This is a genomic window from Rhodococcus sp. RD6.2, assembly GCF_001040705.1.
Taxonomy (GTDB): Bacteria; Actinomycetota; Actinomycetes; order Mycobacteriales; family Mycobacteriaceae; genus Rhodococcus_G.
On the sequence record NZ_CVQP01000008.1, the window covers coordinates 266,882 to 280,995 of the forward strand.

Consider the following 14,114-nt stretch of genomic DNA (forward strand, 5'->3'; position numbering starts at 1 on the left):
CATCGGAGACGGGTGCCCGCTCCGGAAGGTAAAGACCCCTTTAATATGCTTGCGTTATACAACTATATATTTAATTGCAGACCGCAAACAAGTCGTGCCCGGTGTGACCCGCGACGCACTCGGCGAATCGGTGCGCCTCCGGGGTGGGTTCAGCGCGTCAGTCGCGCGAAGCACTCCATGTGGTGGGTGAGAGGAAAGGCATCGAACGCGCGGACATCCTCCAGGTGGAAGCCCTGCTCCAGATACAGACCGATGTCACGACCGAAGGCCGCCGGATCACACCCGACATGAATCACCGTCCGCGGACCCGCCGCGGCGACGGCCGCCACCACTGCGCGTCCCGCACCCGCACGCGGCGGATCGAGGACGACGGTCCCGACAGCACCCGACAGCAACGTCGACGCACTCTCCACCCGGGCCACCTCGAGGCGGACCTGCGGCAGGTCCACGAGCGACCTCCTGCCGTCCTCGACGGCGCCGCGGCTCGACTCGACGGACAGGACCGTCCCGCCCTCCCCCACCTGCACTGCGAGCGCGGCAGCGAAGACACCGACACCGCCGTACAGGTCCCACGCGACATCGCCGGCACCCAGTTCCGCCCACTCGGAGACGACCTCGGTGTAGCGGTCGGCTGCCCCTTGATGGGCCTGCCAGAATCCCGTGGCCGACAATTCCCACTCACGGCCCGCGACACGCTGCGTGACCCTGCCACTCCCGATCACCGGGCGCTCACGTCGTCGCCGCGACGACGCCGCGCGTCGTGCAGTCGCCCCACGCCGACCGGGGCTGCGCCGACCCGTCCGGCTCACCTCTGCCGGTTCGATTTCGACGACGTGTCGCAGGCCGTCCGAGTCGACGGCGACCAGGAGTTCCGCCCCGGGGCGCCACGATCGTTCGGCGAGACCGTCGTACATCCCCGATACCGGCTGCGGACACCCGAGCGACGTGACGACCTCGCTGCTCCGATACCCGTGAAAACCGGCTCGTCCCTCGGAGTCGACGGCGAGCCGCAGACGGGTACGCCACCCGGATCCGTCACCGGTGCCGGGAAGATCCTCGACCTCCACCTCACGATCGACGCCCGCCAACCGGTGCAGTTGCTCCGCAACCACCGACGCCTTGATCGCCCGCTGTGCGGACAGGGTGGCGTGCGACAGGTCGCAGCAGCCCGCGCCCCCGGGACCGGAGATCGGGCACAGGGGATCGACGCGGTCCGGCGACGACTCCACCACCTCGACCGTGTCTGCGCGGCAGAACGACCCGCCGCGGTCCTCGGTGACCCGGGCCCGCACCAACTCCCCCGGTAGCCCGTGCCGAACGAACACCACGCGACCTTCGTGGCGCGCGACGAAGAAACCGCCGTGCCCCGGATTGCCCAGTCGCAGTTCCAGTTCCGCGCCGACCCAGCTCTCGCTCATCGGGGTGTGTCCGATCCGTTCGTGTCGGGTGCGTCGAAGCCGCGACGCGTTCCGCCCGGCCCCGACGGAACGGTGTACCGCTTCACCCGCTCGGACGACGTCAGCTGCCACGGCACCGACGTCACCATCACCCCGGGCTGGAACAGCAGCCTGCTCTTGAGGCGAAGCGCACTCTGGTTGTGCAGGATCTGCTCCCACCAGTGACCCACCACGTACTCCGGGATGAACACCGTCACCACGTCGCGTGGTGAATCGCGGCGCACCCGCCGCACGTAGTCGAGGACCGGCTTCGTGATCTCTCGATAGGGCGACTCGATCACCTTGAGCGGCACCGTGATATCGCTCTTCTCCCATGCGCGCACCAGCGCGCGGGTGTCCGGGTCGTCGACGTTGACGGTGATCGCCTCGAGAGTGTCGGGCCGTGTCGCGCGAGCGTAGGCGAGCGCGCGCAACGTCGGCATGTGCAGCTTCGACACCAACACGATGGAATGGGTCCGGCTGGGCAACACTCCGTCCCACTCCTGGTCGACGAGTTCCGCTGCGACGCCGTCGTAGTGCCGCCGGATCGACTTCATCAGCACGAAGATCGCGACCATCGCCACGATTGCAATCCACGCGCCCGCCGCGAACTTGGTGAGCAGGACGATGACCAGGACGGCACCCGTCATCGCGAGACCGATCGAGTTGATCACCCGGGAACGCTGCATGTGCCGACGCTGAGCGGGGTCCGACTCCGACTTCAGATGCCGCGTCCAGTGCCGGATCATGCCGGTCTGACTCAGCACGAACGACACGAACACACCGACGATGTACAGCTGGATCAGCTTGGTCACCTCGGCGCCAAACGCCACCACGAACGCGATCGCAGCGCCGGAGAGGAAGAGGATGCCGTTGCTGAACGCCAGCCGGTCACCGCGGGTGTGGAGCTGCCGCGGCAGGTAGCGGTCCTGCGCGAGAATCGAACCGAGTACGGGGAACCCGTTGAACGCCGTGTTCGCTGCCAGTACCAGGATCAGCGCCGTCACGATCGCGATGAAGAAGAATCCGATCGGGAACCCTTCGAACACCGCTTCCGCGATCTGCGCGATCAACGTCTTCTGCTGATATCCCTCGGGCGCGCCGACCAACTGCGTCGCCGGATCGTGCGCGTACACGATGCCGATCTTCTGCGCGAGCGTGATGATGCCCATCAGCAGCGCGATCGCGAACGCACCGAGAAGGAAGAGCGTGGTCGCCGCGTTGCGCGACTTCGGCTTCCGGAAGGCGGGCACACCGTTGCTGATCGCCTCGACACCGGTCAGTGCCGCACACCCCGAGGAGAACGCGCGGGCGATCAGGAAGGCGAACGCGATACCGACCAGGTGCGAATCCTCCGCCACGAGGTCGAATCCGGACGACTCCGCCGCGACGTCGTCCCCGAGCACGTAGATCCGGAAGAACCCCCAGCCGAGCATCAGGAACATGCCCACGATGAACGCGTACGTGGGAATCGCGAACGCAGTCCCCGATTCCCGGATTCCCCGCAGGTTGATCGCGGTCAGCAACACGATGGCCGCGACCGCGAACAGCACCTTGTGGGTCGCGACGAACGGGACCGCCGACCCGATGTTCGACGCGGCGGACGAGATCGACACCGCGACGGTCAGCACGTAGTCGACCATGAGTGCGCTACCCACCGTCAGACCCGCATTGGGGCCCAGGTTCACCGTGGCAACCTCGTAGTCGCCGCCGCCCGAAGGGTAGGCGTGGACGTTCTGCCGGTAGCTGGCCACTACCACTGCCATCACGAGGCAGACGGCGAGCCCGATCCACGGGGTGTACGCGTACGCCGAGATGCCCGCAACGGACAGGACGAGAAAGATCTCCTCCGGCGCGTACGCCACGGACGACATCGCGTCGGATGCGAACACCGGCAGCGCGATCCGCTTGGGCAGTAGGGTGTGTCCCAGTTTGTCGCTCCGGAACGGCCTACCCACCAACAGCCGCTTCGCAGCGGTCGACAGCTTTGACACCGCCAAAGCGTAAGCCGTCGGAACCGATCCAGCGCCATCCACTCCCCATCGAGTCCGCTTCGAGCGGATTTCGGCATGCCCGTCGGCACCACCCCGCTCCGAGCGGTACCGTTCGGACCACATCATCGGTGCCGCATCGGACGACACCGGCCAGGAAAGGGTGTCAGGTGTACGTAGTCGTGATGGGGTGCGGCCGGGTGGGGTCCGCCCTCGCGGCCGGACTGAGCCGGATCGGGCACGAGGTCGCGATCATCGACCGGGACCCGGAGTCGTTCCGTCGACTCGACCCCGAGTTCACCGGGCATCGGGTGGTCGGCATGGGCTTCGACCGCGACGTGCTCGTCAAGGCAGGCATCGAGAAGGCCGAGGCGTTCGCGGCGGTCTCGTCCGGTGACAACTCGAACATCATCTCCGCCCGCGTGGCCCGCGAGACGTTCGGCGTCGGCCGGGTCGTCGCGCGCATCTACGACGCCAAACGCGCCGCCGTCTACGAGCGCCTCGGCATCCCCACCGTCGCGACCGTCCCGTGGACGACCGACCGCTTCCTGCACCACCTCACCCGCGAGTCGCAGACCACGAAGTGGCGCGACCCCACGGGCACGGTCGCCGTCGCCGAACTCGACCTCCACGAGGACTGGATCGGACGGAAGGTCACCGAACTCGAGGAGTTCACGACGTCGCGGGTCGCTTTCCTGATCCGGTTCGGTGCCGGGATCCTGCCGACGGCCAAGACCGTCATCCAGGCGGACGACCAGGTGTACATCGCGGCGGTGTCCGGGACCGTCGCCGAAGCGGTCGCGCTCGCCGCCACCCCGCCGCCGGCCGAAGAGTGAGTACCGTGCACGTCCCCGCCGAGCCAACCTCTCACCCGAAACCGATCGGATGGACCCGATGAGAGTCGCAATTGCCGGAGCCGGCGCTGTCGGCCGATCGATCGCCCGCGAACTCGTCCGCGGCGATCACCACGTGATGCTCCTCGAGCGCAAGCTCGAGCACGTCGACCCCGAGGCGATCCCGGAGGTTCACTGGGTCCATGCGGACGCCTGCGAGCTCGGTCTCCTCGAAGCGGCCCAGCTGGAGTCCTATGACGTCGTCATCGCCGCGACGGGCGACGACAAGGCGAACATCGTGGTCAGCCTCCTGGCGAAGACCGAGTTCGCGGTCCGGCGTGTCGTGGCCCGCGTCAACGATCCCCGCAACGAGTGGCTCTTCGACGAGTCCTGGGGCGTCGACGTCGCGGTGTCGACACCGCGAATGCTCGCCTCGCTGGTCGAGGAGGCCGTCTCGGTGGGCGACCTGGTCCGGCTGATGACGTTCCGCCAGGGTCAGGCGAACCTCGTCGAGGTCACCCTCCCTCCGGACACGTCGCTTGCGGGCAAGCCCGTCCGCAAGATGACGTTGCCGCGCGATGCCGCGCTCGTCACGATCATCCGCGGCGGGCGGGTCATCACGCCGCAGCCCGACGATCCGATCGAGGGCGGCGACGAACTGGTGTTCGTGGCGTCGGTCGAGGTCGAGGAACAGCTCCGGGACGCTCTCGGCCTGACTCGCTGACGAATTGCTTGGACACTTTCACCGTCAGGTGTCCAAGAATTTGTACATCATTCGAAATACACAACAGCCGACAATCGCCCCGTTACATTCCGTGGCAAATTGCCCCGACGACGGGGTCTAGGAATTTCTTCTCGGCGGCACCATTTCGCAGGCACCCTCCGAATTCACCGGAACGCCTGCGAAATCGGTGTCGCGGCGTGCGATCAGCGACCGCGCGAGGTGGGAGTCTCACCCGTATCGGTGTCGGCCGCGTCGGGCGTCGCGCCTTCCGCGGTGTCGGTGTCGGTGTCGGTGTCGGTGTCGGTGTCGAGCGCATCCTCGTCCACCACGTGATCGGCGCGTCGAACAGCCCACACCGTCACCAGCAGCACCAGCGCCGTGAGCGGCCAGCCCATGCCGATCCGGGCGACCGCGAGCCACCCCGTGTGGTCGGTGTCGTACAACTGGGACTGCACGAGGTACCTCGCTCCGAACACCAGCGCCCACGCGAACGTCGCGATGTCGTAGGCCCGGATCGCCGAGCGAGACGTACGCCAACTGTTGCCGTGGCCGTTCAGGAACCCCCACACCACGCCGACCAGCGGCCAGCGGACGAGGATCGACGCGATGAACACCGCCCCGTACAGCAGCGAGGTGTAGATGCCGAAGAGGAAGTAGCCCTTCGCGTCACCGGTGCGGTATGCGATGAACGCACAGACACCGACACCGAAGAACCCCGAGATCGCCGGTTGCACGGTTCCACGAACGACGAGACGCCACACCAGGATCACCGCCGCGACCCCGAGGGCGGACCAGATCGCCGCGGTCAGCCCGAACAATCCGTTGACCGGCACGAACACCAGCACCGGCAGGGTCGAGTAGACCAGCCCGCTGACGCCTCCGAGCTGTTCGAGAATGGTGGGCTGCTTGTCCGTCACCACACGAGGGTGCCACATCCACCGCGGAGCGCTACGAGTCGCCCAGGAGCTCGTAGTAGGGGTTGTAGATGACCTTCTGACCGTTGCGGTCACCGATGCGTCCCCGCACCAGCAGCTGCTTACCGGTTTCGATCCCCGCGATGCGGCGCCGCCCGATCCACACCAGCGTCACGGGATCGGTGCCGTCGAACAGTTCCGCCTGCACCGTGGCGGCCGACGCCTTGGGGCAGGATTCGACGCTGCGCAACCGACCCCGCATCGTCACTTCTTCGCCGTGTCGACAGTCACAGGCGCGTTGCGCGCCGGTGGCGTGCAACGACTCCGCCAGTTCCTCGGCGTCGAGCTGGTCGATGTCCTCGGTCAGTCGCCGGGTCAGTCGCCGAATGTATCCGTTGGCCGCGAGTGCCATTGCGCCCCTCCGAGCAGCGTGCGGCGCGACTTTCGCGCGCCACGGGTAGTCCATGTGGTCTCTCTTCTCGCCACTGTAGACCTCATTTGCAGGGGGTCAATCAGACCTCCTGCGACGAGCTCGGGACCGGCCGTGCACTATCGACGAATGGCTTCGCTCACACTGCCGCCGGTCGCGGTGGCCCTCCCCGGAACCGGCTCCGACGCCGACTTCGCGGCACGCGCGTTCACCGACGCGTTGTCGCAGATCGGGGTGCATGTCATCGCCGTCGAACCCGACCCGGCCCGACTCGTCGGAAGCTACCTCGACGCATTGAACTCGGCGGCCCAGCAGCACGGCCCGATCCTGGCCGCAGGAATCTCCATCGGGGCGTCCATCGCGCTCCAGTGGGCAACCGAACATCCCGATCGCGCGGCCGGGGTCCTCGCCGCCCTGCCTGCCTGGACCGGTGACCCCGCGAACGCGCCCGCAGCGCTGAGCGCCGCGTACACAGCAGGCCGGCTGCGCGCCGACGGGCTCGACGCCGTGACCGCCGAGATGACGGCGTCCTCGCCCACCTGGCTGGCCGGCGAGCTCGAACGATCGTGGCGGTCCCAATGGCCGCAACTCCCGCTCGCGCTGGACGAAGCGGCCCGATACCACGCGCCCACGGCCGACGACATGGCGCGCTGCGAGGTCCCGGTCGGGATCTGCGCGGCCGTCGACGACGCGGTGCATCCGCTCACCGTGTCGCAGGACTGGACGGGGATGCTCCCCCACTCCGCGCTCGGCACCGTCACCCTCGACGAGATCGGGGCCGATCCGTCCGTCCTCGGACGGGTGTCGCTCGATGCGCTGCAGCGGGTCTCCCCCGCCGCAGCGCATCGAGTGAGCTGAGGTTTCCTACGAGTCGCGCTCGATCTGCTGCATCGCCGAACCGCCGCCACCCGGGCGCTGCTCGGGTGGCATGGCGTCCTTCGCCTGCTGCGCCTGTACCGCCGCGATCGCTTCCTGACGCTGCGCCTCGGCCTGCGCGGCAGCGGCCTGCTGCTGCGCGAGCACCTGTTGCTGCTGCGCGGCCACGAGCTGGTCGGCGAGTACCTGCGGAAGGACCACCGGCAGCGGCGTGCGCACCGGGTGCGGCTCGTCGCCGCGCCGGACCACCGTCTCCCTCAGCACTTCCCGCGCGACCCGCGCCAGGTCCGAATCCACGCCCGCGGTTCCGGCCGGCCCCGCGACGACGCACCGGATCATCCACCGGTAGCCGTCCACGCCGATGAAGCGGAGGTCCGCGTTGGGAGTGACGGCGTGCAGTTCGCGGCCCCACGGCCCACCTTCGACGGAGACCTGCGCGTTGTCACCGCGCAGTGAGTCCGCCAGATCCGCCGCGACCTCGCGCCACTGCCCCGGCGACTTCGGTGCGGCATACACCGCGACGGTGATGCGTCCGTACTGCGTGACCAGATGGACGGCCTGCGGTGAGCCGTCGGTGGACATCTCGACCTGGATCTGCCCGCCGTCCGGAACCGGAACGAGAACCGACCCGAGGTCGAGGCGCCCCTCGGTCGGCTCCGCATCCTCGAAGTCGGTCGCGTCGTACGGGCCTCGGTCCTCGGTACCGAGTGCCGGGAACTCGTCGGTGTCCGTGTTGCTGTCGGCGACGTCGTACTCGACAGGTGTCTCGTCTGCGTCGGTCTTCTTCTTGCGTCCGAACATCACTGCGCCTCTCCCTCGGCCGGCTCCGGCACCGCGTGGAGCAGCGCGTGTCCGCCACTCGACCCGTGGCCGCCGGTGCCCCGGCTCGTCTCGTCCAGTTCGTCGACCTCGATGAACGTCACCAGTTCCACGCGCTGCACGAGCAGCTGCGCGATCCGGTCCCCGCGCCGGATCTCGATCGGGGTGTGGAGGTCGTGGTTGATCAGGCAGACCTTGATCTCGCCTCGGTATCCGGCGTCGACGGTGCCGGGCGTGTTGACCACGGACAGCCCCGATTTCGCCGCCAGACCCGACCGCGGATGAATCAACCCCACGGTCCCGATCGGCAGGGCGATCGCGATACCGGTACCGACGAGAGCCCTCTCGCCGGGGTGGAGGGTGACGTCCACGGTGGAGCAGAGGTCGACGCCGGCATCGCCCTCGTGGGCACGTCGGGGCAGTGGTGTCTCGGGGTCGAGGCGCTTCAACTCGACGGCAGGAAGATCGCTCACGTGGACCGAGACTACTCTGAGTGTGTGCCTGTAAAGCCCGGACCTGCGAACCAACCGTCCTCCACCCCTGCGCCACTGGGGATCACGAAGTATTCCGAGCGCCTCCGCGTCCCGCTGTGGTGGTGGGTTGCGGGCCTGGCGATCGCGATCCTGCTCGCCGTCGAGGTGAACATGGGAGCGCCCGGCCTCGTCTCCTGGCTGCCGTACGTGGTGCTGATCCCGATCCCTGCATGGGGACTGCTGTGGCTCAGCCGCCTGCAGGTCGAGGTCGTGCCCGGCCCCGGTTCCGGTGAGGGCGAGCTGCGAGTGGGACGCGCACACCTGCCCGTGGACGCGATCGCCCGGGTGGCGGTCGTGCCCGGGTCGGCCAAGTCGGCGGCACTGGGCAGGCAGCTCGATCCCGCGGCGTTCGTTCAGAACCGGACGTGGATCGGGCCGATGCTGCTGATCGTCCTCGACGATCCCGAGGATCCGACGCCGTACTGGCTGGTGAGCACGCGGCACCCGCGCGAACTCGCTGCCGCCCTCGGCTGGCGTACCGACGCGAGCTGAGCTCGGACTCACACAGCCGAAACGCCCGTGGCCGACCCGATCGTTCGGGTCGGCCACGGGCGTTTGCGGGCGCAAGGTCGGTCAGATGCCGACGTCCTCGAACCGCAGTCCACCCGGGTCGGACCCCGTCGGGTCCGACCGTGACAGGTCGGCGCGGCCGTCGTTCACTGCGTCAGGCGGCGCAGTCCATGCAGATCATCACGCCGTTCGCGTCGCTGGCGAGTCGGCTCCGGTGGTGAACCAGGAAGCAGCTCGAGCAGGTGAACTCGTCGGCTTGCTTCGGAACCACCCGAACCGACAGTTCCTCGCCGGACAGGTCGGCGCCCGGCAGTTCGAAGGACTCCGCCGTGTCGGACTCGTCGACGTCGACGACCGCGGACTGAGCCTCGTTCCGTCGCGCCTTCAACTCCTCCAGCGAATCCTCCGACACCTCGTCGGACTCCGATCGCCTCGGTGCGTCGTAGTCGGTTGCCATCTCGTCTTCCCCTCGTCCTCTCTCGTCATCTGTCCCCGTCCCCACGCCCTCGTGGGCGTACCACCTGGTGCAGTCCCGCTACACAACGCGCCAGAACGAAAAGTGGTACCGGAAGTTCGTCAGGCGAATTATGATTCGCCTCACATTCTCCTCCGGTAGCGCACCGTAGAGCCCTCGTCCTGTCATCATCAGGCGGCCAGACAATAGCCGAACTACGCGAAAAAGTCGCGGTTCATTTCGCCGTGGCCCGCAAATTATCGGACAATCGGCACCAACACTCCCGTGGACCCAGACATTCCGGGCCGTCGGCGGCCGGTGTCACCCACTGCCACGGCACCCCACCGGCGACTCCCACCCGCGAGGCGCGCAGGGCCCCGTCCGGTGTCGTCCGCATGCCCCCGCGTTCACTACGCTGTGCCAAGCGCAGCAGCAGATCCGCGCCCCCAACGGCTCTCCCCGACCGGGGCCGGCCGGCGCACCCCGAACAGCGAGAGGTCAGGACGCAACGTGGTTTCACTGATCACCGACGGCCGGTCGACGGACCCGAACGGCAAGCCGTATCCGTACCGCCGTGCACTCCCGGTGATGATCCTCATCACTGTGCTCGCCGTGCTCGGTGCCGTCGTGTGGTTCCGGATCCTCACCAAGCCCGCCGAACTGTCCGCGCCGGTCGTGTGCAACCCGCCGTCGACGTCGGGACCGCTCGAGGCCGGAGACCCGGAACCGCAACCACTCGGCGACGTCGTGTCCGCCTCGACGCTCCTCGACGTCGAGCCCGCGCCGCTCGCCGCGACCCGGGTCCGCGTGTTCAACGCCAACGGCGAGCGCGGCCAGGCCGCCGACGTCGCGTCACAGCTCAGCGACTACGGGTTCGCTTCTGCACCGGACGTCCAGTCCGGAAACGACCCGGTGTACACCGATCAGAACATGCAGTGCCAGGGACAGATCCGCTTCGGAACCAACGGTCTCGCCGCGGCCAGCTCACTGTGGCTGGCCATGCCGTGTGCGGAACTGGTACAGGACGCGCGCACCGATGACGTCGTCGATCTCGCGCTCGGTACCTACTTCCGCAAGATCCAGCCGAACACCGACGCCGAGGAAGTTCTCGCCGCACTGAAGACGACCGCTCCCGGCAGCGCGGGCGCCGTCGACATCGACCTGCTCAACGCGGCGCGCACCGCACACTGCTGACAGCCCACGCTCACGCCGGGATCGGATCCAGTGCCCCGATCCCGGCCAGCGTGGCCTCCAGTGCCGCCGCGACACCGGGCGCCGCCGCGACCGTGACATCACCGTCGGCACTCGTCGACTCCGGCGACGGCAACATCACCACGGCACCCGCCTCCTCCGCGATCAGCGAACCGGCGGCCCAGTCCCAGGGACTCAGCCCGTGCTCGAAGTGCGCGTCGACCCTGCCGGCCGCAACCATGCACAGATCCAGTGCCGCCGAACCGATCCGGCGGATGTCACGGACCTGCGGTAGCAGGGCTGCGATGAGTTCGCCCTGCCGCTGCCGCCGCCCTGCCGCGTAGCCGAACCCGGTGGCGAGCAACGACATCGACACCTCTGTGACCGTCGTGCACCGCAGTACATGGACCGCTCCGTCGGCCTCGTGCAACGTGGCACCATGCCCCCGTGCGGCCGAGTACACAGCTCCCCCGGCCACGTCGACGACCGCGCCCGCGACGGACACGCCGTCGAGTTGCGCCGCCACCGAAATCGCGTACGCGGGAATCCCGTAGAGGAAGTTCACGGTGCCGTCGATCGGGTCGACCACCCACCGGATGCCCTCGGGTCCACCGTCGCGGCCGCCCTCCTCACCCAGGACCGCATCTCCGGGTCGCAGGTCGGCGAGCCGGGCACGGATGAGGATCTCGGTTTCGGTGTCGACCACCGTGACCGGGTCGGTCGGTGTGCTCTTGGTGTCGACGGCGCCCGCGCCTGTGCCCGCCTCGGTCTCCCGGACCGCGTGGCCCACCGAGGCGAACACCTGCGGACGTCGAGTCGACGCGTGGGCGGCGGCCTCGACGGCGACCCGGACCGCCACCTCCCTAAGTGTTCGAGGGTCGACCGAACCGGGCGTGGAATCGGCGACGACGTGGTCACGGACAGCGGGATGATCGTCGAAAAGCGGCACGCCCCATGGTCCCCCACTGCTTCCCGACGTGCAGCCCCGGTAGCCACTATCGTGGCTCGCATGACGGATGCGGCACAGCAGGAGCCGGGCAGCGCCTCAGCAGCCACCCCTCTCGCAAGCGGTAACCATGCACTCGGAATCGACGTCGGAGGCAGCGGCGTCAAGGGTGGCGTCGTGGATCTGGACACCGGGGAGCTGGTCGGCGAGCGGCAGAAGATCCTCACTCCGCACCCCTCGACGCCGGACGCGGTCGCCGAGACGGTCCTGGAGATCGTGAACCGGTTCGAATGGGCCGGACCGGTCGGTATCACCCTCCCGGCGGTCGTCACGTCCGGCGTCGCCCGGACCGCGGCCAACATCGACCACTCGTGGATCGGAACCGACGCCGCCGAGTTGTTCTCACGAACCCTCGGCGGACGTCCGGTCTCGGTCCTCAACGACGCGGACGCGGCGGGGATCGCCGAGGACCGGTACGGCGCGGGCAAGGAGGTCGACGGCGTCGTCATGCTGTTGACGTTCGGCACCGGGATCGGATCGGCGATCCTCAACCGCGGCGTGCTCCTGCCGAACACCGAGTTCGGCCACATGGAGGTCGACGGGAAGGAAGCCGAGCACCGGGCCTCGTCCGCAGTCAAGGAACACAAGGACCTCTCGTACAAGGACTGGGCGAAGGAGGTCTCACGGGTACTCGAACGGTACGAGCAGCTGTTGTGGCCGGACCTGTTCATCGTGGGCGGCGGGATCAGCCGAAAGGGCGACAAGTGGATCCCGCACCTGACGACTCGCACCCCCGTCGTGGCGGCCACTTTGAGGAACACGGCGGGCATCGCCGGGGCCGCTCTCGCGTCCGTGACCAGCATCGGGCGATAGCACCCCGCCGCGATCGTTACAATGGTGAGGCCGACGTCCAAAGCCGGCCGAAATCAATTGACCTCTCCGCCGGAAATCACTCTGGCGTGACGCCGCACGACTCCGTCACGAAAGGGCGTACGTGGCCGCCACTGAAACCAGTCAGACCGCCGACTCCGCTGCCGACACAGGCACTGCTCAGGACTCGGCCGTCGCCGGTACCGCCCCCGTGAAGAAGGCGGCTGCGAAGAAGGCTCCTGCCAAGAAGGCCGCGGCGAAGAAGGCTCCCGCCAAGAAGGCCGCCGCGAAGAAGGCTCCCGCCAAGAAGGCCGCCGTCAAGAAGACCGCGGCGAAGAAGGCGACCGCCAAGGCCGGCGATCCCGATGCCGACGGCCTCGAGGACGACGAAGCCGAACTCGACGGTCCCGAGGGCGAACTGACCGAAGAGGTCGTCGAGGAGATCGTCGTCGAGGACGACGCCGAGACCGAGGAGCCGTCCGAGAAGGACAAGGCGTCCGGCGACTTCGTCTGGGACGAGGAGGAGTCCGAGGCCCTTCGCCAGGCACGTAAGGACGCCGAACTCACCGCGTCCGCGGACTCGGTTCGCGCCTACCTGAAGCAGATCGGCAAGGTCGCCCTCCTCAACGCCGAGGAGGAGGTCGAACTCGCCAAGCGCATCGAAGCGGGCCTCTACGCGACGCAGTTGATGCAGGAGTTCACCGAGAAGGGCGAGAAGCTGCCGGTCGCGCAGCGCCGCGACCTCAACTGGATCTGCCGTGACGGCAACCGTGCCAAGAACCACCTCCTCGAGGCGAACCTTCGCCTCGTGGTGTCGCTGGCGAAGCGCTACACGGGCCGAGGAATGGCGTTCCTCGACCTCATCCAGGAGGGCAACCTCGGTCTGATCCGTGCCGTCGAGAAGTTCGACTACACGAAGGGCTACAAGTTCTCCACCTATGCCACCTGGTGGATCCGTCAGGCGATCACCCGCGCGATGGCAGACCAGGCCCGCACCATCCGTATCCCGGTGCACATGGTCGAGGTCATCAACAAGCTCGGCCGCATCCAGCGCGAGCTTCTCCAGGATCTGGGCCGCGAGCCCACTCCGGAGGAGCTGGCGAAGGAAATGGACATCACGCCGGAGAAGGTCCTCGAGATCCAGCAGTACGCGCGTGAGCCGATCTCCCTCGACCAGACCATCGGCGACGAGGGCGACAGCCAGCTCGGCGATTTCATCGAGGACTCCGAGGCTGTCGTCGCCGTCGACGCGGTGTCGTTCACGCTGCTGCAGGATCAGCTCCAGTCGGTGCTCGACACGCTGTCCGAGCGTGAAGCGGGGGTCGTGCGACTGCGCTTCGGTCTGACGGACGGTCAGCCCCGCACCCTCGACGAGATCGGTCAGGTGTACGGCGTGACCCGCGAGCGCATCCGCCAGATCGAGTCGAAGACGATGTCGAAGCTGCGCCACCCGTCGCGGTCCCAGGTTCTGCGCGACTACCTGGACTAGGCTTACTTCGAGTAACTGTGCCCTGACCTGCTGCGATAGCGGTCAGGGCACAGTTCTATGCCCTGCACAGCGACAGTCGGGATGGCGACGGCGTCGAA

15 protein-coding genes are annotated in these 14,114 nt (G+C 67.9%); 7 read left to right on the forward strand and 8 right to left on the reverse strand.

What is annotated here, in order from left to right:
* Positions 1-149: 149 nt before the first annotated feature.
* Both RHCRD62_RS17985 and RHCRD62_RS17990 read right to left on the reverse strand, forming a co-directional pair.
* A complete protein-coding gene (locus RHCRD62_RS17985; protein WP_050066100.1) occupies positions 150-1,418 on the reverse strand; it encodes a class I SAM-dependent RNA methyltransferase in 1,269 nt (422 codons plus the stop codon).
* Complete coding sequence (locus RHCRD62_RS17990) at positions 1,415-3,430, reverse strand: APC family permease (RefSeq protein WP_050066101.1); 2,016 nt, start codon at positions 3,428-3,430, stop codon at positions 1,415-1,417. Before RHCRD62_RS17990 ends, RHCRD62_RS17985 begins: the two co-directional genes overlap by 4 nt.
* A 167-nt stretch (positions 3,431-3,597) precedes the next feature.
* Between RHCRD62_RS17990 and RHCRD62_RS17995 the strand changes: the two genes are divergently transcribed.
* Both RHCRD62_RS17995 and RHCRD62_RS18000 read left to right on the forward strand, forming a co-directional pair.
* On the forward strand, positions 3,598-4,263 hold the full coding sequence (locus RHCRD62_RS17995; protein ID WP_050066102.1) for a potassium channel family protein: 666 nt from the start codon (positions 3,598-3,600) through the stop codon (positions 4,261-4,263).
* A gap of 58 nt (positions 4,264-4,321) precedes the next feature.
* Positions 4,322-4,984 (forward strand): potassium channel family protein, encoded by a 663-nt coding sequence (locus RHCRD62_RS18000; protein ID WP_050066265.1) that lies wholly within the window; start codon positions 4,322-4,324, stop codon positions 4,982-4,984.
* A 203-nt stretch (positions 4,985-5,187) separates the two neighbouring features.
* Here the strand turns inward: RHCRD62_RS18000 and RHCRD62_RS18005 are convergent, their stop codons facing one another.
* Positions 5,188-5,904, reverse strand: a complete 717-nt coding sequence (locus RHCRD62_RS18005) for a DUF3159 domain-containing protein (protein ID WP_253277369.1) — start codon at positions 5,902-5,904, stop codon at positions 5,188-5,190.
* A 28-nt stretch (positions 5,905-5,932) separates the two neighbouring features.
* The gene (locus tag RHCRD62_RS18010; protein WP_050066103.1) at positions 5,933-6,310 is read right to left on the reverse strand and encodes an OB-fold nucleic acid binding domain-containing protein; all 378 of its coding nucleotides are present in this window, start codon (positions 6,308-6,310) and stop codon (positions 5,933-5,935) included.
* A gap of 147 nt (positions 6,311-6,457) precedes the next feature.
* Here RHCRD62_RS18010 and RHCRD62_RS18015 point away from each other — a divergent pair, with 147 nt between their 5' ends.
* Entirely contained in the window at positions 6,458-7,186 is a 729-nt protein-coding gene (locus tag RHCRD62_RS18015) for an alpha/beta fold hydrolase (protein WP_050066104.1), read from the forward strand.
* A 6-nt stretch (positions 7,187-7,192) separates the two neighbouring features.
* Here RHCRD62_RS18015 and RHCRD62_RS18020 read toward each other — a convergent pair whose 3' ends face one another.
* Both RHCRD62_RS18020 and dut read right to left on the reverse strand, forming a co-directional pair.
* Complete coding sequence (locus tag RHCRD62_RS18020; protein WP_050066105.1) at positions 7,193-8,005, reverse strand: DUF3710 domain-containing protein; 813 nt, start codon at positions 8,003-8,005, stop codon at positions 7,193-7,195.
* Positions 8,005-8,496, reverse strand: coding sequence for a dUTP diphosphatase (gene dut, locus RHCRD62_RS18025; RefSeq protein ID WP_050066106.1), 492 nt, complete (start codon positions 8,494-8,496; stop codon positions 8,005-8,007). The genes RHCRD62_RS18020 and dut overlap by 1 nt, the downstream gene beginning before the upstream one ends.
* A gap of 75 nt (positions 8,497-8,571) precedes the next feature.
* On the opposite strand from dut, the gene RHCRD62_RS18030 reads away from it, so the two are divergent.
* Positions 8,572-9,048 (forward strand): DUF3093 domain-containing protein, encoded by a 477-nt coding sequence (locus tag RHCRD62_RS18030; RefSeq protein WP_050066266.1) that lies wholly within the window; start codon positions 8,572-8,574, stop codon positions 9,046-9,048.
* A gap of 172 nt (positions 9,049-9,220) precedes the next feature.
* Here RHCRD62_RS18030 and RHCRD62_RS18035 read toward each other — a convergent pair whose 3' ends face one another.
* On the reverse strand, positions 9,221-9,523 hold the full coding sequence (locus RHCRD62_RS18035; protein ID WP_050066107.1) for a DUF4193 domain-containing protein: 303 nt from the start codon (positions 9,521-9,523) through the stop codon (positions 9,221-9,223).
* Between the two features lie 507 nt (positions 9,524-10,030).
* On the opposite strand from RHCRD62_RS18035, the gene cei reads away from it, so the two are divergent.
* Complete coding sequence (gene cei / locus RHCRD62_RS18040) at positions 10,031-10,714, forward strand: envelope integrity protein Cei (protein ID WP_050066108.1); 684 nt, start codon at positions 10,031-10,033, stop codon at positions 10,712-10,714.
* Positions 10,715-10,724: 10 nt separating this feature from the next.
* Here cei and RHCRD62_RS18045 read toward each other — a convergent pair whose 3' ends face one another.
* Entirely contained in the window at positions 10,725-11,570 is an 846-nt protein-coding gene (locus RHCRD62_RS18045; protein WP_050066109.1) for an inositol monophosphatase family protein, read from the reverse strand.
* A 150-nt stretch (positions 11,571-11,720) separates the two neighbouring features.
* On the opposite strand from RHCRD62_RS18045, the gene ppgK reads away from it, so the two are divergent.
* Together ppgK and RHCRD62_RS18055 are read left to right on the forward strand one after the other, a co-directional pair.
* The gene (gene ppgK, locus RHCRD62_RS18050; protein ID WP_084734344.1) at positions 11,721-12,530 is read left to right on the forward strand and encodes a polyphosphate--glucose phosphotransferase; all 810 of its coding nucleotides are present in this window, start codon (positions 11,721-11,723) and stop codon (positions 12,528-12,530) included.
* Positions 12,531-12,651: 121 nt separating this feature from the next.
* Positions 12,652-14,016: an RNA polymerase sigma factor gene (locus RHCRD62_RS18055; protein WP_050066110.1), complete on the forward strand. Its 1,365-nt coding sequence runs from the start codon at positions 12,652-12,654 to the stop codon at positions 14,014-14,016.
* Positions 14,017-14,114: the final 98 nt, after the last annotated feature.